Origin of the sequence: Rhodobacter capsulatus (assembly GCF_005144475.1) — a bacterium.
GTDB classification, from domain to species: domain Bacteria; phylum Pseudomonadota; class Alphaproteobacteria; order Rhodobacterales; family Rhodobacteraceae; genus Rhodobacter; species Rhodobacter capsulatus_C.
On the sequence record NZ_SWJZ01000141.1, the window covers coordinates 1 to 22,426 of the forward strand.

General features: G+C 70.2%; 13 protein-coding genes and 1 pseudogene. 9 read left to right on the forward strand and 5 right to left on the reverse strand.

Going from position 1 to position 22,426, the window contains the following annotated elements; genetic code table 11:
• Window positions 1-102: 102 nt before the first annotated feature.
• Both FBT96_RS19630 and FBT96_RS19635 read right to left on the reverse strand, forming a co-directional pair.
• Window positions 103-354 (reverse strand): phosphopantetheine-binding protein, encoded by a 252-nt coding sequence (locus FBT96_RS19630; RefSeq protein WP_136909643.1) that lies wholly within the window; start codon window positions 352-354, stop codon window positions 103-105.
• A gap of 17 nt (window positions 355-371) precedes the next feature.
• On the reverse strand, window positions 372-2,033 hold the full coding sequence (locus FBT96_RS19635) for a (2,3-dihydroxybenzoyl)adenylate synthase (protein ID WP_136909645.1): 1,662 nt from the start codon (window positions 2,031-2,033) through the stop codon (window positions 372-374).
• 151 nt (window positions 2,034-2,184) lie between these two features.
• Here FBT96_RS19635 and FBT96_RS19640 point away from each other — a divergent pair, with 151 nt between their 5' ends.
• The 3 genes from FBT96_RS19640 (at window position 2,185) to FBT96_RS19650 (ending at window position 10,237) form a co-directional block, all read left to right on the forward strand.
• Complete coding sequence (locus FBT96_RS19640) at window positions 2,185-6,561, forward strand: amino acid adenylation domain-containing protein (RefSeq protein WP_136909647.1); 4,377 nt, start codon at window positions 2,185-2,187, stop codon at window positions 6,559-6,561.
• 47 nt (window positions 6,562-6,608) lie between these two features.
• Entirely contained in the window at window positions 6,609-8,018 is a 1,410-nt protein-coding gene (locus tag FBT96_RS19645) for a condensation domain-containing protein (protein WP_136909649.1), read from the forward strand.
• Between the two features lie 86 nt (window positions 8,019-8,104).
• Entirely contained in the window at window positions 8,105-10,237 is a 2,133-nt protein-coding gene (locus tag FBT96_RS19650) for a condensation domain-containing protein (RefSeq protein ID WP_169583651.1), read from the forward strand.
• A 58-nt stretch (window positions 10,238-10,295) separates the two neighbouring features.
• Here the strand turns inward: FBT96_RS19650 and FBT96_RS19655 are convergent, their stop codons facing one another.
• On the reverse strand, window positions 10,296-12,377 hold the full coding sequence (locus FBT96_RS19655) for a TonB-dependent receptor (protein ID WP_136909653.1): 2,082 nt from the start codon (window positions 12,375-12,377) through the stop codon (window positions 10,296-10,298).
• Window positions 12,378-12,700: 323 nt separating this feature from the next.
• On the opposite strand from FBT96_RS19655, the gene fepB reads away from it, so the two are divergent.
• The 4 genes from fepB to FBT96_RS19675 are packed head-to-tail and all read left to right on the forward strand — an operon-like array spanning window position 12,701 to window position 16,498.
• Complete coding sequence (fepB, locus tag FBT96_RS19660) at window positions 12,701-13,645, forward strand: Fe2+-enterobactin ABC transporter substrate-binding protein (protein WP_136909655.1); 945 nt, start codon at window positions 12,701-12,703, stop codon at window positions 13,643-13,645.
• A gap of 2 nt (window positions 13,646-13,647) precedes the next feature.
• Window positions 13,648-14,655, forward strand: coding sequence for a FecCD family ABC transporter permease (locus FBT96_RS19665; protein WP_136909657.1), 1,008 nt, complete (start codon window positions 13,648-13,650; stop codon window positions 14,653-14,655).
• On the forward strand, window positions 14,652-15,701 hold the full coding sequence (locus tag FBT96_RS19670) for a FecCD family ABC transporter permease (RefSeq protein ID WP_136909659.1): 1,050 nt from the start codon (window positions 14,652-14,654) through the stop codon (window positions 15,699-15,701). The genes FBT96_RS19665 and FBT96_RS19670 overlap by 4 nt, the downstream gene beginning before the upstream one ends.
• Window positions 15,698-16,498 (forward strand): ABC transporter ATP-binding protein, encoded by an 801-nt coding sequence (locus FBT96_RS19675; protein WP_136909661.1) that lies wholly within the window; start codon window positions 15,698-15,700, stop codon window positions 16,496-16,498. Before FBT96_RS19670 ends, FBT96_RS19675 begins: the two co-directional genes overlap by 4 nt.
• A gap of 7 nt (window positions 16,499-16,505) precedes the next feature.
• On the opposite strand, the gene FBT96_RS19680 is transcribed toward FBT96_RS19675, so the two are convergent.
• Together FBT96_RS19680 and FBT96_RS19685 are read right to left on the reverse strand one after the other, a co-directional pair.
• Complete coding sequence (locus FBT96_RS19680; protein WP_136909663.1) at window positions 16,506-18,299, reverse strand: ABC transporter ATP-binding protein; 1,794 nt, start codon at window positions 18,297-18,299, stop codon at window positions 16,506-16,508.
• Window positions 18,299-20,134: an ABC transporter ATP-binding protein gene (locus FBT96_RS19685; protein ID WP_136909665.1), complete on the reverse strand. Its 1,836-nt coding sequence runs from the start codon at window positions 20,132-20,134 to the stop codon at window positions 18,299-18,301. Before FBT96_RS19685 ends, FBT96_RS19680 begins: the two co-directional genes overlap by 1 nt.
• A 116-nt stretch (window positions 20,135-20,250) precedes the next feature.
• Here FBT96_RS19685 and FBT96_RS19690 point away from each other — a divergent pair.
• A pseudogene (locus tag FBT96_RS19690) lies at window positions 20,251-20,708 on the forward strand (IS5 family transposase); the annotation flags it as partial.
• A gap of 112 nt (window positions 20,709-20,820) precedes the next feature.
• Window positions 20,821-21,852 carry an IS110 family RNA-guided transposase gene (locus FBT96_RS19695; protein WP_136909667.1) on the forward strand — a complete coding sequence of 344 codons (1,032 nt, stop codon included), beginning with the start codon at window positions 20,821-20,823 and terminating at the stop codon, window positions 21,850-21,852.
• Window positions 21,853-22,426: the final 574 nt, after the last annotated feature.

Sequence of the window (22,426 nt, forward strand, 5' to 3'; positions counted from 1 at the left end):
GGCGGGACCGGCGCGGCCGGGCGCATCTCGGCCCGGCAGCCGGGCAGCGCCGCCCGCAGCTGCGCCAGCGGCCGTTCCCAGCCCGCCAGACCCGGGTGCGGCTCAGCCACCGCGCCGCGCCGCGATCAGCGCCTCCCAGGCCTGCAGCGTCGGCGCGCTGGCCAGATCCTCGAAGCTGACGGCGATGCCACGCGCCTTCAGCTCGGCCGCCAAGGTCATCACCCGCAGTGAATCAAGTCCGTAATAAATCAGGCTCTCGGCCGGGTCGATCGGCCCTTCGTCCTCCAGCAGCGTACCGAGGCGCGCGATAAGCCAGTCACGATCGGCGGTGTCGGGATGGGCAGTCAGGGTCATTCGGGTCTCCTTGGGGATCAGGGGGTCGGTTGGGGGGCATCCGCGGCGGGCAGGATCGCGGCGCGCAGGGCCCGCTTGTCGATCTTGCCGACCGGGGTCAGCGGCATCGCGTCAAGAAAGGCGAACCGGTCGGGCAGCTTGTAATCGGCCACGCCCGCGGCGATCAGATGGCGGCGCAGCACGACCGGCCGCAGCGGCTGGCGCAGCACAAGGCAGGCGCAGCTGCGCTCGCCCAGCCGCGGGTCGGGTTCAGAGACGAGCGCGGCCTGCATCACCTCGGGATGGCGCAGCAACAGCGCCTCGATCTCCTCGGCCGCGATCTTCTCGCCGCCGCGGTTGATCTGGTCCTTGACCCGGCCGACGACGCGCAGATAGCCCGCGGCGTCGCGCTGCACCAGATCGCCGCTGTGATAGAAGCCCTCGGCGTCGAAGGCGGCGGCATTCTGCGCCGGGCTGCGGAAATAGCCGCGGAACGTATAGGGCCCGCGCACCCAGAGCTGCCCGGTCTCGCCCGGCGCGCAGTCGCGGCCCGTGGCATCGCGCACCCGGATCTCGTCATCGGGGCTGATCGGCCGTCCCTGGGTGGTGAAGATGCGCTCGGGCGGATCGTCCAGACGGGTGTAGTTCACCAGCCCCTCGGCCATGCCGAAGACCTGCTGCAAGGCGCAGCCCAGCAGCTCCGGCACCTGCCGGGCGAGCGCCTCGGCGAAACTGGCGCCGCCGACCTGCAGCAGCGCCAGGCTTTCGGGCGCCGCAAGCCCGCCGCGCACCGCCTCGAGCCAGAGCCCGACCGCCGAGGGCACCAGCGCCACCATCGTCACCCGATGCCGCGCGATCAGCTCGAAGCACAGCTGCGGCTCGGGGGTGGGCGCCATCACCACGGTGCCGCCGGCATGAAACACCCCAAGCGCGCCGGGCGAGCTGAGCACATAGTTATGCGGCGCGGGCAGCGCGCAAAGGAACACCGTGTCCGGCGTCAGCGCGCAGATCTCGGCGCTGGCCCGGATCGAATAATCGTAATCGGCATGGGTGCGCGGGATCAGCTTCGGCGTGCCGGTGCTGCCGCCCGAAAGCTGGAAAAAGGCGACCGCGCCGGGATCGATCCGGGGCAGCGGCCCCGCGTCCTCGGCCCCCCCATCCTCGGCCCCCCCATCCTCGGCCCCGTCGGGCGCGGCCCAGGCGGCAAGATCCTGCGCCGGGTCGGGATCGTCGAGATAAAGGCACAGCGCCAGCCGGTCCGAGCGCGCGCGCAACTCGGCGGCGAATCGGTCGTCGTGAAACAACGGATGGCTGCGCGCGGCGATCAGCAGCCTTGGGCGCAGCTGTTCGGCATAAGACCGCAGCTCCAGCGCGCGATGGCTGAAAAGCGCATTGACCGGGGTGATCCCGGCCTTCAACAGCGCGAGGAAGGTGACGAAGAACTCGGCCCGGTTCGGCAGCTGCACCAGCGCCGTGTCGCCCGGGCGCAGCCCCCGCGCCAAAAGCCGCCGCGCCAGCGCCGTGGCCATCCGGTCCAGCGCGCCATAGCTGATCGCGCGCGCGCCGCAACGGATCGCGCAGGCCTCGGGCCGGGCGCGCGCCTGGGTTTCCAGCCCGCGCGTCAGCGGCGCATCCAGCCAGTAGCCCTTTTGCCGGTAGCGCTGCGCGAGGTCGTCCGGCCAGGGGGTGAAATCGGTCATTGCAAATCGGTCCGTTCGGGGCGGCCTGGGCCCGCCGCCGCTGTCAGTGCCGCCCGGATCCGGCCTCGGGATCCGGTGCCCGCAGGCCACAGGTTGACGGGCGCCTATAGTTGAGTATTTATATCAACAAATGTCAACGGGGTGAGATCCGATGCCTGACCTGACACCGATGCAGACCGCGTGCTGGATCAACGGACATGCCGGGGGGCGCGATCCGCAGGCCCCTTCGGCGCATCTTTATGTCGAACTTGAAACCCGCACCGCGGCGCAGCCGCTTCAGCCCGCGCGGCTGGCGCAGGCCTTTGCGGCGCTGATCGCGCGGCATCCGGCGCTGCGGCTCTCGGTCTCGGCCGAGGGGCGGGCGGCGATCGTGCCCCCCGGCCCCGGCCATGCGCTGCGCCAGCACGACCTGCGCGGGCGTGACCCGCAGGCGGTCGCGGCGGCGCTGGCGCGGCTGCGCGAGGACAAGACCCACCAGCGCCTGCCGCTGGCGGCGGGTCAACCCCTTGAGGCCACGCTCAGCCTGCTGCCCGGGGGCGGGCACCGGCTGCATCTTGATCTTGACATGGTGGCGGCCGATCCCTCCTGCCTGCCCGCGCTGCTGGAGGATCTGGCGCAGCTTTACGAAGACGGCCCGGGGGACGCCCCGCCCGCCCCCGACCCGGACCCCGTCGACCGGCCCGGGCGGTCAGACGATGCGCAGGCCCTGGCACGGGCGCGGGACTGGTGGCGGGACCGCCTGACCGCCCTGCCCGAGCCCCCCCGCCTGCCCGCCCCGGATGCCGCGCCAGCTGACCGCCGCGCGCGCAGCACACGGCTGGCGGCGACGCTTGATCCGGCGCAGGCGCGCGGGGTCATCGCCCAGGCCCGGGCGCTGCGAGTGACGCCCTCGGCGCTGGCGCTGGCGGTTTTCGCGCAGGAACTTGGCCGGGCCTGCGGCCAGACGGCGCTGCGCCTGACCGTGCCGATCTTTCACCGCGACGCGGCGGAGCCGGAGATCGGCGAGGCCTCGAACTTCACCCTTCTGGGCCTTGCGGGGCTCGAGGACGATCTGCCCGTTCTGGCGCAGCGGGTGCAGGCGGGGCTGGTGCAGGGCATCGCGCAGGCCGCCTGCCCCGGTCCGCAGCTGCTGCGCGATCTTGCCCGGCAGCTTGGCCGGATGCCCGCGGCGCCGGTCGTCTTCACCGCCGGGCTTGACCATCCGCGCGGCTCGATCCTCGGCGAACGGGCGCGGCGCGTGCTGGGCGATCTGGTGTGGAGCGTCTCGCAAGGGCCGGGCGTGGCGCTGGATGCGCAGATCGCCCGGCTTGGCGAGGGCATTCTGCTGAACTGGGACATCCGGCTTGACCTGCTGGACCGCGACTGGACCGAGGCGCTTTTCGCCCGGGTGCTCGGGCGGTTGCGGGCGCTGGCGCAGGCGCCGGTGCCGCCGCGCAGCTGGCCATTGGCGCCGCTGCAACGGGCCTATCTGATGGGGCGCGAGACGGTGCTGCCGCTGGGCGGCGTGGCGATGCAGGAGGCGCGGCTGTTTCGCGGCACGCTTGACCCGGCGGCGCTGCGCGAACGGCTGTCGCAGCTTGTCGCGGCCCATCCCGCGCTGCGGCTGCGCATTGAGGCCGCCACCGGCCGTCAGCACTGCCTGCCCCGGATCGAGCTGCCCTGGACCACGCTGGATCTGACCCAGACGCCCGATGCCGCGGCGCGGCTTGACGCCTTCTGGGAGGAATTCGCCCCCGCGCCCTGCCCGCTGGACGGCACCCTTTGGCAGGTCGTTGCCCTGCGGATGCCCGCAGGGCAGCCGGATGCGCTGGCGGTGAAATTCGACGCGCTGGCGCTGGACGGCCCGGCCATCGCGCAGATCTGCGCCGAGATGCTTGCGCCCACCCCGCCCGGGATCGCCACGACCGCAGACCCGACCCGCGCCGACCCGATCGATGCGGCGCCGCGGCCCGCCGATACCGCCTATTGGACCGCGGCGCTGGCGCGGATCGAGGAGCCGCCGCGGCTGCCCTGGCGCCTGCCGCTGGACCAGCTTGGCCCGGCGCGGCGGCGGCGCAGCGCAAGACGGATCGACGCCCCGCAGGTGGCGGCGCTGCGCCGCATCGCCGCGCGGGAAAAGCTGTTCCTGAACACGCTGCTGAGCTTCACCGTGCTGGAGGTGCTGGCGCGGTTCACCCCCGATCTGCGGCTTTGCGTCGGCCTGCCCACCGCCCCGGCGCTGGACCGCACGGGGCTTGGCAACCGCTCTTCCTTCCTTGTGATCGACCATGCCGTCGGCCCGGGCCCGGCCGCCGCGCGGGCCGCGGCGCTGCAGGCGGAAACGATGCGGGCGCTGGCCCATGCCAGCCTGTCGGGCGTCGATCTGGCGCGTCCGCTGCTGGCCCGCACCGGCGCGGCGCTGGCCTTGCCCGTCGTGCTGACGAACGGGCTGAGCTGGCCGCTGCCCGACCCCTCTGCCCCGCTGCGCGAGGTGGCCGGGCTGACCCAGACGCCGCAGGTCGCGCTGGATCTGCGGCTGCTGCGCACGGCCGGGGGCGGGATCGAGATTGCCGCCGATCACGCCGAAACCGCGTTGGCGCCCGAAACCGTGGCGGCGATACTGGACGCCATCGCGGCGGCTTTGGCGGCGCTCTGCGCGGCAGGCGCGCTGGTGCTGCCCGATCCGCTGGTGCCGGTCGCGCTGCCCGCGCAAAGCGCCGAAATTCCCGATCCGCTGCCGCATCTGCCGCGCCTTGCCGCGCATCTGCGCGCGGGCCGGGGCACGGCGCTGATCTGCGGCGAGAGGCGTCTGACCTATGCCGACCTGCGCCGCGATGTCGAAGCGTTTCTGGCCGGTCTTGCCGCGCAGGGCATCGGCCCCGGCGACGTGGTGGCGATCGAGCTGCCGCGCGGCCCCGATCATGTCGCGCTGCAGCTTGCCACCGCGATGGCCGGGGTGATCCGGGTGCCGATCGACGCCGCCGCCCCGCCCACCCGGCGCGATCAGCTGCTTTCCCGCGCGGCCCCGGCGCTGGTGGTGTCGCAGCGCCCGATCGCCGGTTTCGCCGCGATCGGGCCCGAGGCGCTGCGCCGACCCGGCGGCGCCCTGCCCGACGCTGCGACGCTCGCCGCGCGCAGCCTGAGCCGCGATCCGGGCTATTACCTCTTCACCTCGGGCAGCACCGGCACGCCGAAATGCGTGGTGCTGAACAACCGCGCCACCGCCAACGTGCTGGCGCAATCGCTGCAGGCCTGGCAGGTGAGCGACGCGGATGTGCTGCTTTCGGTCACGCCGCTGCATCACGACATGTCGGTATTCGACGTCTTCGGCACGCTTTGCGCCGGGGCGACGCTGGTTCTGCCCACGCAGGAAAAGGATGCGATGGACTGGGCGCGGCTGGTCGCGACGCAGGGGGTGACGCTTTGGGTTTCGGTGCCGGCGATCCTCGAGATGCTGCTCGCCTGTGCCCGGCCCGATCAGCTGGCGACGCTGCGGCTGGTGGCGCAGGGCGGCGATTACATCAAGCCCGCAGTCGTCGCCCGGCTGCGCGCGGAGCTGCCCGGGGCGCGGCTGGTGTCATTGGGCGGGCCGACCGAGACGACGATCTGGAGCATCTGGCACGAGATCGGCACCACGCCCGAAAGCGCGCACGAAAACGAGCGGGACGCGATCCCTTATGGCCGGGCGCTGGCGGGCGCCGAATATCGGATCTGCAACCCTTTGGGCGAGCTCTGCCCGCCCGGCGTGCCCGGCCGCATCCACACGCTGGGCGATTGTCTTGCGCTTGGCTATCTGGAGGACGGCCGTCTGGTGCAGACCGATTTCATCGCCTTGACCGGGGATGCGGGCCCACCGCGGCGGGCCTTTCGCACCGGCGATCTGGGCAGATGGCGGGCGGACGGGGTGATCCTGTTTTCCGGCCGCCTTGGCAGTCATGTCAAGGTGCGGGGCGTGCGCGTCAGCCTGGCCGAGATCGAGGCCGCGCTGGCCGCGCATCCGGGGCTGCGCGCGGCGATGGTGGTCGATCTGGTCTCGGGCGACGGGCGCGAGACGACGCTGGCCGCGGTCTATGCCTGCCGCGCGGGGGCCGAGATTTCCTCCGGCGCGCTGCGCGCCTTTCTGAGTCAGACCCTGCCGCCGTCGCATCTGCCCGATCGCTTCGTGCCGGTGCCAGACCTGCCGCTTTCCGCCAACGGCAAACCGGACCGCGTCGCCGGGCGGCGGCTCGCCTGCACCCCGCCGAGGACGCCCGCCCCCGAACCCGCCGCCGCCCCCGTCGCTGAAACGCAGGCCGACCCGGCGCTCGTGGCGCAGGTTCTGGCGCTTTACCTTGAGCGGCTCGGGCCGCGGAACGCGACAGGGGCGGGGGCGACGGCGGACAGCCCGTTGCTCGATCTCGGGCTTTTGCCCGACGATCTTGCGCCGATCGCCGCGGCGCTGAACGCGCGTTTCGGGTCTGCCCTGACGCCAATGCAGCTTCTGGCGCCGCGCAGCGCCCGTGCGGTGGCGGCGCTGATCGCCGCTGCGCCCGCCCTGCCCCCCGCCTGAAACCTCCGCCTGAAACCTCCGTCTGAACCCTCAAGGAAGGACCGCTGATGCCCGATCCGACGACGGCCGCGCGCCCCTGGCACGCCCTGACGCTGGCGCAACTCGATTTCTGGGAGGAATTCCGCTTCCACCCCGACCGGCCCCTGTCGACCGTGGCGCATTGCACGGTGATCGAGGGCGATCTGGACGAGGCGGCGCTGATCGCGGCGCTGCGCCAGCTGGCGCAGGAGGCCGAGGTGCTGGCGCTGCGCTTTCGCGACGGGCCGGAGGGGCCGCGCCAGCAGATCGACCCCGGGCGCATCCCGGAGCTGCGCTATCACGACCTGCGCTATGAAGCAGATCCCGAATCCGACCCCGAGGCGACGGCGCGCAAGATGATGGAACGCGACATCGCCGCGCCGATCGATCTGCGGCAGGATCCGCTGGCGGCGCTGTGGCTGCTGCGGGTCGGGGCCAGACGCTGGCTGTGGTATCTGCGCGGCCATCACATCGGGCTTGACGGCTATGGCGTGGCGCTGATCGAGCGGCGGGCGGCGGCGCTTTATGCGCAGGCCCGCGGGGGACAGGCCGAACCGGGGCCGCTGCGCCCCTTCGCGCACTATCTGGAGGAGGAAGAGCGCTATCGCGCCAGCCCGCAACATGCCCGCGACGGCGGCTGGTGGGCGCAGCATCTGGCGGACGGGCCGAAGCTTGCGGTGCTGCGCAAGGGGGCCGAAGATTATGGCTGCAGCGCGCTTGCGACCGAACCGGCGCTGCCCGCGGAGCTGCCCGCCGCGCTGGCGCGGGCGGCCGCGGCGGCGGATCTGGGCTGGCCCGACCTGCTGACGCTGCTCTGCGCCGCCTGGCTTGCGCGCGATCTGCCCGAAGACGGGACCGGGCGGGCGATCTGGCTGCCCTACATGAGCCGCCTTGGCAGTGTCGCCGCGACGATCCCGGCGCTGGTCGTCAACATCCTGCCGCTTGTGGTGACGCGCCAGCCCGACGAGACGCTTGCCGCCTGGCTGGGCCGCAGCGCCGCAAGCCTGCGCCAGCTGCGGCGGCACGGGCGCTACCGGGTCGAGCAGCTGGCCGCGGATCACGGCCTTGGCGCAGGCGAGCGCTTCTTCTTCTCGCCGCTCGTCAATCTGCTGCCGTTCGACCCGCCCCGTTTCGCGGGCTGCCGGGCCCGGCGCGAGGTGCTGGCCGCGGGTCCGGGCGACGGGTTCAACCTGACCTGCGCCGCCGCGGCAGACGGCAGCGGGCTCGCGCTCTGGATCGATGCCGACCCGGCCTCGGCCGAGAACTTCGACGCGGCCTGCACCGGGCTTGTGCCCTTCCTGGCGCGGTCTTGCGCCGAGGGCGCGGCCGAAACCCCGCTTGCGGCGCTGCTGGCAGGCCCCGCCGCCACGGACCACCCGCGCCTGCCGCCGCGCGTCCCTTCTGTCCGGCCGATCGCCGGGCGGCTGGAGGAGGCATGAGCCGCCCCGACATTTCCCCCCGCCCCCTGCCAGCCCCGGCTCCGGCCGCGCAAGCCCTGCCCTTTCCCCCCACCGCAGGAGCGATGATGACCGAGCCCGGACCGCCCCCCGACAGCCTTTCCCACAGCCGCCCCGCCCGCCCCGACGAGGCGCGGATCTGGCTTGCCGCGCAGCAGGGCGCTACGGATCTTGCCCCCGCGATCTGCACGGCGACCCTGCCCCTGCCCGGCTGCGAGCCCGGTGCCGTCATCGCCGCGCTGGTGCAGGGCGTGCTGGCCCGCCCCGAGCTGACGCGGCGCTATCATTTCGACGCCCGCGGCGCGCTGCGGGTCGCGCTTGCGCCGCGCGGGCCGGACCTCTGGCTGCGGGCGCTGCGCACGGCACCCGAGGCCGAAGCGGCGATCGCGGCGGTGGCCGCCGAGCCCTGGGATCTGGCCCGGGGCGCCCCGCTGCGTTTCATGCTGGCGCTGGCGCCCGAGGCCGCGGCGCTCGCGCTGATCCGCCATCCGATCGCCGCCGACCTGCCGGAAAGCGCGGCGCTGCTGGCGGCGCTCGCCCCGCAGGCGCAGACAGAGCCCGCAACCGATCTGGCCCGGATCGAGGCGATCATCCTGAACACCTTCCGCGCCGCGCTCGAGGCGCCGCAGATGACCGCGGCTTGCGATTTCTTCGATCTGGGCGGGCATTCGCTGGTGGCGACCCGGGTGATCGGCCAGCTCGCCGCCGAACACGGGCTTGAGCTGCGCTTTGCCGACATTTTCACCCATCCGACCGCCGCTGCGCTGGCGCCGCTGGCCCGGTCGGCCCCACCGCAACCGGCCCCGGTCGAGATCCGGCGCAGCGCGCCCGACCCTGTCGACCGCGCGCCGCTTTCGCTTGCGCAGCAATCGCTGTGGAAGATCCATGCCGCGCTTGGCTACGGCCCGGCCTTCAACATCCCCTTCGTGCTGCGCTTTCTTGACCCGGTCGACGAGACGGTCTTCGCCGCCGCCGTCCGCGACCTGCTGGAACGGCATCCGGCGCTGCGCAGCCGGTTCCGGCCCGAGGGCGACACGGTGCTGCAAGAGACCGTGCCGATGGCCGAGGTCGACCGGCTGGACTGGTTCCGCGCCTCGGGCCCGGTCATCGACGCCACGCCGGTTCTGGCCGCCGAAGCCGGGCATGTCTTCGACCTGGCGCAAGAGCTGCCGCTGCGGCTGCGCTTTTTGCGCACCATTGAGGGGCAGATCCTGTCCTTCCTGTTCCATCATGTCGTGCTGGACGAATGGTCGGTCAACCTGATGATGGCCGAGCTGGCCCGGGCCTATGCCGCCCGGGCGGCGGGACAGGCACCCGACTGGGCCGGCCCGGTCGCACCGTTTCACGCCTTCGCCCGCGCCCAGGCCCGTGCGGGCATCGACGCCCGGGCGCTGGAACATTGGGTCACGGCGCTGCGCGACGCACCGCCGCCGCAGCCGATCCGCGCCCCCGGCGCCGCGCCGCGGTCTGCTGCCCCGGAGGATGCGGCCCCCGAGGATGCGGCCCCGGAGGATGCGACTGCGGGCGGCTGGTGCGAAATCGCCGTGCCGCCCGCGGTCTGCGCCGGGTTGCATGCGCTGGCAAAGACCTGCTCGGCCTCGCTGTTTCACACCGTCTATGCCGCGATCTCGGTGGCGCTGCAGCGGCTGGCCGGGCTTGAGGCGCTGACCATCGGTACCTCGGCCGCGGGCCGCACCGATCCGGCCTGGTTCGACACGATCGGCTATTTCACCACCGTCACCGCGCATTGCCTGCGTGCCCCCGGCGATGCGACCCCGCGCGCGCTGATCACTGCGGTGCGCGACCAGATCACCGCCTCGATGCCGCACAGCGAAATCCCGATCGATCTGGTCGAGGCGGCGCTGTCGGGCGGCACCGCACCCCTTGATGCGCATATGTTCGAGGTCTTCATCCAGATCCACGCCCAGAACCGGCTGAACGGCGCGCTCCCGGGGCCGCAGGGGCCGATCCGCTTCCGCCAGGTCGATCCCGACAAGGCCGGATCGGTGCTTGGCCTGCAGTTCGAGGTGGTCGAGGACGTGATCGAGGGCGACCGCGGGCTGCGCGTGATGATGAGCTATCGCCACGCCCATTACGACGCCGCCGATGTCGCGGCGCTGGTGGCGGCGGTCGGGCGCAGCTTCGCCGCCTTCGCCCGCGCCGGGGCCGCCGACCGGCCGCTGGACGCGCTGCTGCCCTGATCCGGCGGGCGCCCGCAAGCGCCCGGCCCCGAAGACCGTCTCGGGGCCGGGCTGTCGTTCAGAAGGTCATCTTGAGACCGACGCCGACCGAGCGCGGATCGACCACCGTGCCCTGCAACGTGCCCTGCAGCGCGCGCAGGTTGGTCACCGAACGATCATCGAAGATGTTGTTCACATAGGCAAAGAGCGACAGATCCTCGCGCGGGGTCCAGGTCACGCGGGCATCCGCCACCGTATGCGCGTCGATCAGCAGCGCCGTCGCATTGGTGTCATCCGAGAAATAGGCGTCGGTATAGCGCACCGTGCCCGCCAGCGTCACATCGGGACGGATCGCCCAATCCGCGCCGAGGCTGAGCGTGCGGCTGGGGGCGCGGCCGAATTCATGCCCCTCGTAATCGGCCAGCGCATTCTCGAAGCTGACGATTTCGGTGTGCAAGAGGCCAAGATTGCCGCGCAGGGTCAGATCGTCACGCGCCGCGAAGCGGAAGCCCAGCTCAAGCCCGTAGGATTCCGCCTTGTCGGCATTGACGGTCACCGCATCGGTATAGCCGCCCTCGATCACCGAGGTCACATAGCGCTGCGCATCCTTCATCCGGCTGTAAAACAGGTTCCCGGTCAGGTCGAGCCGCTCGTCGAACAGTTTCGTGCGGCCGAAAAGCTCGTAGTTCCAGACGGTTTCCGGCGCGAAGGTCACATAGTCCTTCGACACGAAGCCAAGCGTCACGCCGCCGGGGTTGTAGCCCTTGCTGACCATCGCGCCGATGCTGGTGGTGTCGTTCAGGTCATGGGTGAGCGCGAGCTTCGGCAGCCAGGCATCGAAGGTCCGGTCGTAATCCAGCACATCGGGCGTGAAGCTCGAGGTGCCGCGCCGCTCCACCGCATCGCGCTGATAACGCAGCCCGCCGGTCACCATCCAGTCGGGGGCGAAGCGATAGTTCAGCTCGGTGAAAACCCCGGTGCTGCGCTTTTCGTCCTCATAGACGGTCGAGCCGCGCAGGTTCAGCGTCTCGTCGGTCTTCGTCGAGGACAGGAACAGCCCCGCCAGACCGCTGAAGGTCGACATCTCGTCGCCAAAGGTCAGCCGGGTCTCGTTCGAGACGATGTCCTGGTCGTTTTCGGCGCTGCCCGAGGTCACCGGCTCGGTGATCCGCGAGGTGTGCACGTCGGCCACCCGCAAGCTGTTGACGATCTTCACGCCATTGCCGAAATCATGGCTGAGGTCGAGCACGGTGGCATTGCTGCGCAGATCCCAGCTCGGGTTGCCGGTGACGGTGCTTGCCAGATCCTCATAGGGCGCCATCGCCGCTTCCCAGGTCGGACGGGTGGTGTCGACATGGGCAAAGCTCAGTTTCGCCTCGAAACCGGAAAGCCCCGCAGGCTGCCACAAAAGCTTGAAACGCAGGGTCTTCGCGTCGAAATCCTGCTCGGTGCCGCCCGGCGCAAAGGCGGAGTTGGTGTAGGAAATATAGGTGTCGCGGGCAGAGTAATCGACCGAAAGCCGCGCCGCCAGATCGGTCGCGACCGGCCCCGACACCACCGCCGAGACGCGGCGGCGGTTGTCGCTGCCATATTGCAGCTGCACCGCGCCCTCGCGGGTGAAGCTCGGGTCTTTCGTGGTGACGATCATCGCCCCGGCAATGCTGTTGGCGCCCTGAGTCACCGTTTGCGGGCCGCGGAACACCTCGATGCCGTCCACGTCCCAGATCGCCGCGGAACTCCAGACCAGCTCGTTATAGGTCAGGTAATGGCCGTCGACGCTGACCGCCATGCGCGGCACGGTGCCGCCGAAAAACGCGGTGGCGCCCGAGTTCGGCCCCTCGCTGTCCTGACCGCGGATCGTCGGCGCCCCGCCCTGACCGCCCGCGGCGGGAGTGGTCACGTTCGCCATCCCCTCCGCGGCCTTGGCCAGGCTGTCCTTGCCGGCCTCGTTTTCCCTTGCCACGGCGGCGGCGTCGAGCGCGCTCACCGACGACGCGGTGCGCTGCAGGCTGCGGGCCAGTTTTTCCCCGGTGATGACGATCGTGCCGAGCGAGAAAGTTTCCTCGGCGCCCGCCTCGGCAAACCCGGTTTGCGGGCTGAGGACACACAGGGCCGCAATGCTCGCGCCGCGCAGAAGGCGCGCTCCTTTCAGTCGTTTCATGCTGCTTTCCTTGAAATGGTGACGGCTGGCTTGAAACGGCTGGCATCGGTATGGAACGGCCCGACCGCAAGGCTGGGGCCGGGCCGTCACGTTTACGCGATCCGGCGGCGGCGGAAAGCGATTCCTGACAGAAATACTAAGCTTGTTGCAATTTGGTCGCGTCGGGTGTGTCCGGCCAGATCGATCCCGCGCCGGTTGCGCGGCCAAAGCTCGGACAAAGCTTGACGGGCCCGATTATCTTAGTATTTTGCTCGGTAATTAAGGCCAAGGGCAAGCGATGCCGGACGCGGGCTTCGGCGCCCTGCCCCGGGCGCGGAGGAAGCATGAATCGTCGCCATTTTCTGATCGCCAGTCTCTGCGCCAGCGCCTTGCCCGGTTGGGCCGCGCGCGCCAGCGTGGCCGAGGGCTGGCCGCGGCGGCTCGCGAATGCCGATGGCTCCGAGACGGTCCTGCCTGCCCCGCCCGCGCGCGTGCTTTCAAGCTCGGTCACGCTTTCGGGCAGCCTGCTGGCGATCGGGGCGCCGCTGATCGGCTCCGCCACCACCGCGCGTGGCGGGTTTTTCGCGCAATGGCAGGCGGTTGCCGAAACGCGCGGGGTCGAAAAGCTCTGGCCTGCCGGGTCGGTCGATCTGGAGGCGGTCTGGGCGCTTGCCCCGGATCTGATCGTGGTGTCCGCCGGGGGCGCGGATTCCGCGCTGGCGCATCGGCAGGCTTTGGCCGAGGTGGCGCCGGTTCTGGTGCTCGATTACGGCGCGCTCGACTGGCAGGAGCTGTCGCGCCAGCTCGGCCGCGCCACCGGCCGCGAGGCCGAGGCCGAGGCGCTTCTTGCAGGCTTCACGCAAGAGCTGGAGGCGACGCGGGCCCGGCTGATCCTGCCCGCGGGCCGCGCCAACATCATCAGTTACAACGGCGCAGGCGCCCCCAATCCGATCGCCACGGCGACGGGCGTGCATGGCCAGCTGCTCGCCAGGCTGGGCTTCACCCTCGAAGATCCGCCGCAGAGCTGGCAGGAGACGGGCGCCACGGCCTCGGCCGATTTCATCCGCGCCAGCTATGAACATCTGACCGCGCTGCAGGCCGAGACCACCTTTCTGCTTTCGGGCACCAAGGCCGATGCCGCCCGGTTTCTGGCAGACCCGATCCTGGCCAACCTGCCCTCGGTCCGCAAAGGGCAGGTCTACGGGCTGGGGCCGAATTCGTTCCGGGTCGATTATTACAGCGCGCAAGAGATCGTGGCGGGCATCGCGCAGCAATTCGGCGGGGCCTGAACATGCAAGCCCCCCGCGCGCGCCCGCGTCTGCTGCTTTGGGCGGCGCTGCTTTTCCTACTTTGCACCACGCTGGCCAGCCCCTTCATCGGCCCGCGCGAGATCGGGCTGCGGGTGACGCTGGCGGCGCTGAGCGCCTTTGATCCGGGCGACGGCGCGCATCTGCTGGTGCGCGAGCAGCGCCTGCCGCGGGCCGTGCTGGCGCTGGTCGTGGGGGCGGCGCTTGGCGCGGCGGGGGCCTTGATGCAGACGCTGACGCGCAATCCGCTGGCCGATCCGGGGCTTTTGGGCATTTCCGCCGGGGCGACGCTGGCGATCGTCTGTCAGATCGCGGTCTTTGGCCATGTCGAGGTGACGGCGGCGCTTTGGGCAGGGATTGCCGGGGCGGCGCTGGGGGGCGCGGCGGTTTTCGGGCTTGGGGGGCTCGCGCGCGGGCATGATCCGGTGCGGCTGGTGCTGGCGGGGGCGGCGCTCTCGATCGTGCTTTTGACCCTGACGCGGGTGATCACCGTCAATGCCGAGGCGGCGATCTTCGATCAGTTCCGTCATTGGGCGGTGGGGTCGCTGCAGGGGCGCGGCTGGGCGGTGCTGGGGCCCACGGCGGCGGTCGGGACGGCGGGGGTTTTCGCGGCGCTGGCGCTGGCGCGGCCGCTCGATGCGCTGGCGCTGGGGCAGGAATTCGGCCAGAGCCTTGGCGCCGATCCGCGCCGGATCTGGTTTGCCGCCGCGGCGGTGATCGTGGTGCTGGCGGGCGCGGCGACGGCGGCGGCGGGGCCGATCAGCTTCGTCGGTCTGGCGGCGCCGCATCTGGCACGGCCCATCGCCGGACCGGCGCATCGGCCGCTGCTGCTGGCCTCGATGCTGACCGGGGCGGCGCTGGTGGCTTTCGCCGATCTGGCCGGGCGGGTGATCGGCGCGCCGGGGCAGATCGACCTTGGCATCATGGCGGGGCTGATCGGCGGCGGGATCTTCATCGCGCTGGCGCGGCGGCTGCGGATGGGCGGGCTGTGAGCGGCCCGGCCCGGATCACGCTGCGGCATCGGCGCTGGTCGCTGCGGCTGTCTCGGCGCGCACTGGGGCTGAACCTCGTTCTGATGGGAATGCTGACGGCCGCCGGGATCGCCGCGCTGCTGCAGGGGCGGATTCCGGTCAGCCCGGCTGATCTTTGGCAGCTGCTGACCGGGGCCGCCCTGCCCCGCGCGGTTGCCCATGCGGTCTTCGACATCCGGCTGCCAAGGCTCTTGGTCACGCTGGGCGCGGGGGCGGCGCTTGGCGCCTCGGGGGCGGTGTTTCAAAGCATCGCGCGCAACCCGCTGGGCTCGCCCGATGTGATCGGCTTCACCGCCGGGGCGGCCTCGGGGGCGCTGTTGCAGATCATCGCCTTTGGCGGCGCGGGGGCCGATGTCGTGCCCGCGGCGATGGCCGGGGCACTGCTGACCGGGGCCGGGGTCTATCTTCTGGCGCGCAAAAACGGCCGCGTCGGCGCCTATCGGCTGGTGCTGACCGGGATCGGCGTCGGCGCGATGCTGAGCGCGCTGAACGCGCTGTTGCTGGTCAAGGGCGATCTGGACGCCGCGATCTCGGCCAATCTGTGGCTGGCGGGCTCGGTCGAGGGGCGGGACTGGGGCCATGTCTGGCCGCTTTGGGCGGGGCTTGCGCTGCTGCTGCCAGCGATGCTGTTCGGCATGCGGCCGCTTGCCCTGATGGCGATGGGCGACGATCTGGCCGGGCCGCTGGGCGTCGCGGTCGAGCGGGTGCGGGGGGCGATGCTTCTGGCGGCGCTGCTGCTGGTTGCGCTGGCCACCAGTGCGGCGGGCCCGATCGCCTTTGTCGCGCTGGCCGCGCCGCAGCTGGCGCAACGGCTTGGCCGGACGGTCGATCAGCCGCTTTTCGGCGCGGCGCTGATGGGGGCGCTGCTGCTGACCGGGGCCGATCTGCTGACCCGGGTCCTGCCCGTCGGAGCGGTGCTGCCGGTCGGTCAGGTCACCGGCGTTCTGGGCGGTCTTTATCTGATCTGGCTTTTGACACGGCAGGGACTCGCGGGGCAAAGGGGATGAGGGACGACGGCAAGACCGGGGCGCAAAGCCGGTTGCGCACGCAGGCGCTGCACCTGGGCTATGCGGGGCGAAAGATCTGCGCCGATGTCACGCTAGCGCTGCCCGAGGGGCGGTTTTCCGTCATCCTCGGGCCGAATGGCTGCGGGAAATCGACGCTTCTGCGCGGGCTGTGCAATCTTTTGCCACCGCAGGCCGGGCAGGTGCTGCTTGATGGTCAAGCCATCGCGCGGCTGCCCGCGCGGGCGCTCGCGCGGCAGATCGGGCTTTTGCCGCAAAGCGCGCAGGCGCCCTCGGGGATCACAGTCGAGGATCTGGTGGCGCGCGGCCGCTATCCGCATCAGGGGCCGTTCCGGCAGTGGAGCGCGGAAGATGCCCGCATCGTCGCCGAGGCGATGGCGGCAACCGGCGTGGCCGATCTGGCGCAGACCGAGGTCGATGCGCTCTCGGGCGGGCAGCGGCAACGGGTCTGGATCGCGCTGGTGCTGGCGCAGCAGACGCCGATCCTGCTTCTGGACGAGCCGACGACCTTCCTTGACATCGCGCATCAGCTGGAGCTGCTGACGCTGCTGCAACGGCTCAACCGCGATCAGGGCCGCACCATCGTTGCCGTGCTGCATGATCTCAACCAGGCCTGCCGCTATGCGGATCATCTGGTGGTGATGGCGGCGGGCCGGGTGGTGGCCGAGGGCCCGCCCGCCCAGCTGATGACCCCCGATCTGCTGCGGCAGGTCTTCGGGCTGGAGGCGGTGATCCTTGACGATCCGATCAGCCACACGCCGCTGATCGTGGCGCGCTGAGCGCCTTTCAACTCCCCACCGACCAGCGTTTCACCGCCCCCTGCGCCGCCCACATCCGCGCATAACGCCCGCCCGCGGCCAGAAGATCGGCATGCCGCCCCGCCTGCACCAGCCGCCCGTCCTCGATCACCAGGATCTGATCCGCCCCGGCAATCGTCGAGAGCCGATGCGCGATCACGATCACCGTCTTGCGCGCCACCAGCGCATCCAGCGCGCGCTGCACCGCCAGCTCGCTTTCGGTGTCGAGCGCCGCCGTCGGTTCATCCAGAACGACGATCGGCGCATCCTTGAGCAGCGCCCGCGCAATCGAGATGCGTTGCCGCTCGCCGCCCGACAGCCTACCGCCGATCTCGCCCAAAGGCGTCTGCCAGCCCTGCGGCAGCCGCTCGATGAATTCAAGGCACTGCGCCGCCTGCGCCGCCGCCCGCACCTCAGCCTCGGTCGCGTCGGGGCGGCCCATGCGGATATTCGCCAGCACCGTGTCGTTGAACAGATAGACGTCCTGAAACACCACCGAAATCAGATCGTTGAGACGCTCCGCCGGGATCTGCCGCAGATCGACGCCGCCGATCTGCACCGCCCCCTCCTGCGGGTCGAAATGGCGCAGCAAAAGCCGTGTCAGCGTGGTCTTGCCGCAGCCCGAGGGCCCGACCAGCGCGGTCAGCGAGTGTTCGGGCAGCCGGGCGCTGAAGGCGCGGATCGTCGGCGCCTCGGCCCGGGCATGGGTGAAGCTGACCGCGTCGAAGCGGATGTCATGGCGGGTCGGCATCGCGGCGGGCGCCCGCTGCGGCAGGGGCGCCATCGCCAGCAGCGCGCCGATCCGTTCCAGCGCGGCCTCCATCACCTCAAGCATCGCGGTGTAAAGGATGAAGGTCGAAAGCGGCTCGGACAGCCGCACCACGATCACGAAGACCGCCCCCAGCGCCGCCGGATCAAGGCTGCCGCGCGTCACCAGAAAAACCCCGATCATCAGGACGGCGAGCAGCCCCAGCTCGACCACGCTGGCCACGAGGATATTGGGCTTCGCCCCCTTGCGATGGCCAAAGACCTGAATCGCCTCAAGTTTCTGGAAGGTCTGTGAAAGCCGGGCGGCCTTTTCCCCGGCCCGCCCCGCCGCGCGCAGGATCGCCAAGCCTTGCGTGTATTCCAGCACATCGGCGCTTGCCTCCTGATGCGCCTGACCGAGGATGCGCTTGCCCCGCCCCAGCGCCGGACGCCGCCAGCGGTAAAGCGGCACGATCGCCGGAAACACCGCCAGCAGCAAAAGCCCCAACCGCCAGTCAAACAGCATCAGCCCCAGCGCGGCGCAAAACGGCGTGACGACCGCGGCAAAGACCAGATTGAGCACGGTGAGCGCGTAAAGCAGGTTCTCGTCGACATTGCCCAGCACGACCGCGTTCATCTCGCCCGCGCGCTTGTCCTGTAGCTGTTCGAGCGGGATCTCGCGCAGCTTCGCCCCCAGCCGCCGGCGCAGCCGCCAGGTCGCCCGCACCATCCGGCCGTCGAAATCGAAACCCTGCGCGCGCCAGCGCAGCGCCGAGGCCGCGCCCATCAGCAAAAGCAGGGCGACAAACCACGAAAGCGCCCGATCAAGCCCGCCCGGCGTCGCTGCGGCGGTGAAAAGGGGCGCGATCACCGCCAGCCCAAGCCCCTGCAGCGCCGCCGCCGCGATCAGCCCGAAAAGCGCGCGCCGCAGCCCCGGCGCATCTTCCGACCCGACGCTTTCGGCCAGTTGCCGGAACGTCATCGCAAAGGAACTTGCCCCCGCCCGCCCGGCCGGTTGTTTGCCGATGACCGCCATCAGATCCCCTCCCGGGCCGCGCCAAGCGACCAGTTTTGCGCCGTTTCGTAATTCTGCCAAAGCCTTGCATAAAGCCCGCCCTGCGCCACCAGCGCCGCGTGGCGGCCGCGCTCGACGATGCGACCGCGCTCGAAGACAAGGATCTGGTCGGCGTCGCGGATCGTCGCCAGCCGATGCGCCACCATGATCACCGTGCGCCCGCGCATCAGCTCTGACAGCGCCGCGATCAGCTCGGCCTCGTTTTCCGGGTCGGCAAAGGCCGTCGCCTCGTCCAGCACCAGCACCGGGCGATCTTGCAACAGCGCCCGGGCAATGGCGATGCGCTGGCGCTGCCCGCCCGAGAGGAACACGCCGCGCTCGCCCGCCCGGGTCTCGTAACCCTGTGGCAGGCCCATGATGAAGTCATGCGCCTGCGCCGCCCGCGCCGCGGCGATCACCTCGGCCTCGGTGGCCTCGGGGCGGCCGAGGCGGATATTCGCGGCGATGCTGTCGGCAAAAAGAAAGCTTTCCTGAAACACGAAGGCGACCTGCTGCAAAAGCCGCTCGGCGCCGATCTTGCGGATGTCATGGCCGCCGATCTCGATCTTGCCCGCGGTGACATCCCAGAACCGCGGCACCAGACGCGCCACCGTGGTCTTGCCCGCGCCCGAGGGCCCGACCAGCGCGGTGACGCTGCCGCGCGCGACCTCGAAACTGACATCGTCAAGCGCCGGGGGCAGGTCGGGCGCATAGGAAAACCGCACCCGGTCAAAGCGCAGCGCAGGCGCCGCGGGGTCGAAGGTGAGCGGCACGGGCATCGCCCCGGCCTCGTCCAGATCGGGGGCGGCCATCACCTCCTCGATCCGCGCGACGCTCAGCCCCACCTTTTCGATCATGTGGCGCAGCATCATCATCGGCATCATCGCCTCGGCCATGCCGGTGCAGGCCAGAAGCACCCCAAGCCAGCGCGGCACCGACAGATCGCCCATCGCGCTGAACCAAAGCCCCGCGCCAAGGACCAGCGTCAGCGTCGGCATCGGGCCCAGCATCAGCCAGGAGAACCGCGCCGGAAAGCCCGCGGCACGATACCAGTCCAGCATCACCGCAAGATAGCCGTCGAGCGCCGCCTGATAGCGGCCGAAACTGCTTTGGCCGCTGTCGAAATTGCGCACGACCGGCATCGCCTGCACATATTCCACAACCGCCGCGCTGACCTTTTCGCGCGCCGCATTATAGGCCCGCACCATGTCGCGCCGTCGCCGCTGCGCCCCGCGCAGGATGCCCCAACCGAGGGCCAGCACCGCCAGTGCCACCAGCGCCAGCCGCCAGTCGAACAGCACAAGCAGCGCGAAGGTCACCACCGGCGTGACATAGGCGCGGGCATAAAGCGGCGTGCTGTCGGCGACAAAGACATGCAGCGCCTTCACGTCGTCATGGATGACCTTGGCCAGCGCGCCCGCGCCCTGCGCCTCGACATAGCCCAGCGACACCCGCGCCAGCCGGTTCGCCAGACCGATGCGCAGGATCCGCTCCAGCCGGAAGGCCGCGTAATGCGCCTGGTTGAAGGCCCCGAGCCGGGCAGCATAGGAGGCGACGGTGCAAAGCGCCGCCGCAGCAAGCGCGCCCCAGGGCATGGTGCCCGGCCGTTCCAGCAGCGCGCTGACCACCAGCGTCAGCGACACCATCACCCCGAGGGCAGAAAGCGCCGAGCCCGCCGAGATCGCCATCGCCAGCCGGATCTGCCCCTGCACGGGTTTCAGGATGCGCCAGGGCGAAAGCGGCTTGCGCCTTGCCCGCCGGTCCGGGACAGCCGCGGCCCCCGGTGCCTCTGTACCCGCCTGTGCCGAAACCGCCATCTGCCCGCCTTTTCCTGCATGACTGCAATCTCTGGCTGGGCTGCGGCAAGGCACAGCATGGCTGATTGTGGAAATCTGACGGCTTGGCCCGGGAAAGGCAAGCCGTCTTGTCCGACCGCACGGCATCGAGCCTCTGCGTTAAAAAGGGGGGCGCGGGCGCCAGATCGGGCGCACCAGGGGCGGCTTGAATACCAAGCTGCACGCAGTTACCGATGCGAAGGGGCGGCCGATCGGGTTCTACATGTCTGCCGGTCAAGTGAGCGATTACACCGGCGCGGCCGCTTTGCTGAGCAGCCTGCCGAAAGCCGGCTGGCTGCTCGCCGATCGGGGCTATGATGCCGACTGGTTCAGAGAAGCATTGCAAGACAAGGGGATAAAGGTCTGCATCCCAGGCCGGAAGCCTCGCAAGAGGGTCGTGAAATACGACAAGCCGCGCTATAAACGGCGCAACCGAATTGAGATCATGTTCGGCCATCTGAAGGATTGGAGGCGTGTGGCAACCCGGTACGACCGATGCGCGAAGACATTCTTCTGTGCCATCATGCTCGCCGCAATCGTCCTGATCTGGCTATGATCCCGAACGAGATGCCGTAACGGGGCCTGCGTCGCGACCCGCCCGTTACCGTTGCAAAATCGAGGGCAAGCTGGCGCCATTCCCGGATCGGATCCTGAAGGAGGGCTGCGGGATGAAGCTGTTTGTCGGGCTGGATGTGTCGCTGGGGAAGACCGCGATCTGCATGATCAGCGAGCATGGGAAGATCATGAAGGAGGCGCAGGTGGCCAGCGAGCCGGAGGCGCTGTTGCGGTGGCTTTGCAGGCAGGACGGCACAATTGCCGCCGTCGGGCTTGAGGCTGGACCGTTGTCGCAGTGGTTGCATCGCGGGTTGTCCGAAGCTGGACAGCCTGTCGTTCTCATGGAAACCCGGCAGGTGAAAGGCGCGCTGAAGGCGATGCCGATCAAGACGGACCGCCGTGATGCCGAAGGTATCGCGCGGCTGTTGCACCTCGGCTGGTTCCGACCGGTTTATTGCAAATCGGTGTCTGCACAAGAAGTTCGAGCGGTGCTCAGCGCCCGCAAGGCCGTGCAGCAGGGATTCATCACGTTGGAAATGTCTCTGCGCGGGCTGTTGCGGAACTTCGGCCTCAAGGTCGGTGCCATATCGCGAGGCCGTTTCGAACAGCGCATCCGCGAGCTGGCGGCAGGCAACCCGATGCTGGAGGCTGCAACCGAACCCATGTTGCGCGCGCGCTCGGCGCTGCGTCAGGAGCTTGCGGGCCTTGAGCGCCATGTCCGTCAACTATCCCAAGCGGATCCGGTCTGTCGGCGTCTGATGACGATGCCCGGGATCGGTGCGGTGGTCGCGCTGACCTATCGATCCGCTATCGATGACCCCGCCCGGTTCACGTCCTCGAAGAAGGTCGGGCCTTGGGTTGGCCTGACACCTTCGCGCAATCAGTCAGGCGAGCGTGACATCTCGGGCGGGATCACCAAGGCGGGCGACGTCAACCTTCGACGCGCGTTGTGCCAGGCTGCCACCGTCATGATGCATCGCGGGCGTGCGAGCTGGTTGCGAACCTGGGCCGCGAAACTTGCGCGCCGTCGTGGACCCAAGCGGGCGATGGTTGCGCTGGCGCGGCGCATTGCCGTGATCCTGCACCGGATGTGGAAGGATGACGCCGACTTCCGCCTCGATATTCCGGTGCTTCATGCCGACTAAAGCTACAGGTTCCAGACTGCTGCCCGCCTGATCGCGGGCCTTCGAGGTCCCCACGGGACGCGGTTCCGGTGATGCCGTGCTCAGGACTGATGCCGATTGCATCGAGCACGCCAATGAGATGGGCACACCGGAATTGCATTGAACCAGCATCATGTTGGCGGCCAACGCGCCGACCACGGACCGAAGCATGCACCCGGGTCGATCTCAGGCGGAGGCCGCCGAACAGAGAAGCAGAGCACTTGCTCAAAGAACAAGACCGCGCCGCGGCGGCCCAGATCGCATGCGCAAAACCGCTTGACTGGGACGACCCCGTTACCGAAGTCATGAGCCTACCGGCTGGCGACGCCCTGTGCGGCCATCTGGAGTTCTTGCCGCACCGTAGTTTGGCAAACTGAGCGTTGTTGCCACCTATACCTATAGGCTGGCAGCTTGGCGCGTCAGGACGTCAACCGCGACCAACCGCCTGTCGGAACCCGGCCAGCTCGGCAAGCGCACCGGCGAGGGCATCTTCGCCTCGATTCGGCTGCGGACGTGGTATCCGGTCCATCGTTTCCGAGACCTTCTCTGCCGTAGG

What these genes read in the sequence shown, in the direction of transcription:
- FBT96_RS19630 (WP_136909643.1), bottom strand. Translation starts at nt 354, where the DNA reads ATGACCCTGACTGCCCATCCCGACACCGCCGATCGTGACTGGCTTATC.
- FBT96_RS19635 (WP_136909645.1), bottom strand. Translation starts at nt 2,033, where the DNA reads ATGACCGATTTCACCCCCTGGCCGGACGACCTCGCGCAGCGCTACCGG.
- FBT96_RS19640 (WP_136909647.1), top strand. Translation starts at nt 2,185, where the DNA reads ATGCCTGACCTGACACCGATGCAGACCGCGTGCTGGATCAACGGACAT.
- FBT96_RS19645 (WP_136909649.1), top strand. Translation starts at nt 6,609, where the DNA reads ATGCCCGATCCGACGACGGCCGCGCGCCCCTGGCACGCCCTGACGCTG.
- FBT96_RS19650 (WP_169583651.1), top strand. Translation starts at nt 8,105, where the DNA reads ATGACCGAGCCCGGACCGCCCCCCGACAGCCTTTCCCACAGCCGCCCC.
- FBT96_RS19655 (WP_136909653.1), bottom strand. Translation starts at nt 12,377, where the DNA reads ATGAAACGACTGAAAGGAGCGCGCCTTCTGCGCGGCGCGAGCATTGCG.
- fepB (WP_136909655.1), top strand. Translation starts at nt 12,701, where the DNA reads ATGAATCGTCGCCATTTTCTGATCGCCAGTCTCTGCGCCAGCGCCTTG.
- FBT96_RS19665 (WP_136909657.1), top strand. Translation starts at nt 13,648, where the DNA reads ATGCAAGCCCCCCGCGCGCGCCCGCGTCTGCTGCTTTGGGCGGCGCTG.
- FBT96_RS19675 (WP_136909661.1), top strand. Translation starts at nt 15,698, where the DNA reads ATGAGGGACGACGGCAAGACCGGGGCGCAAAGCCGGTTGCGCACGCAG.
- FBT96_RS19680 (WP_136909663.1), bottom strand. Translation starts at nt 18,299, where the DNA reads ATGGCGGTCATCGGCAAACAACCGGCCGGGCGGGCGGGGGCAAGTTCC.
- FBT96_RS19685 (WP_136909665.1), bottom strand. Translation starts at nt 20,134, where the DNA reads ATGGCGGTTTCGGCACAGGCGGGTACAGAGGCACCGGGGGCCGCGGCT.
- FBT96_RS19695 (WP_136909667.1), top strand. Translation starts at nt 20,821, where the DNA reads ATGAAGCTGTTTGTCGGGCTGGATGTGTCGCTGGGGAAGACCGCGATC.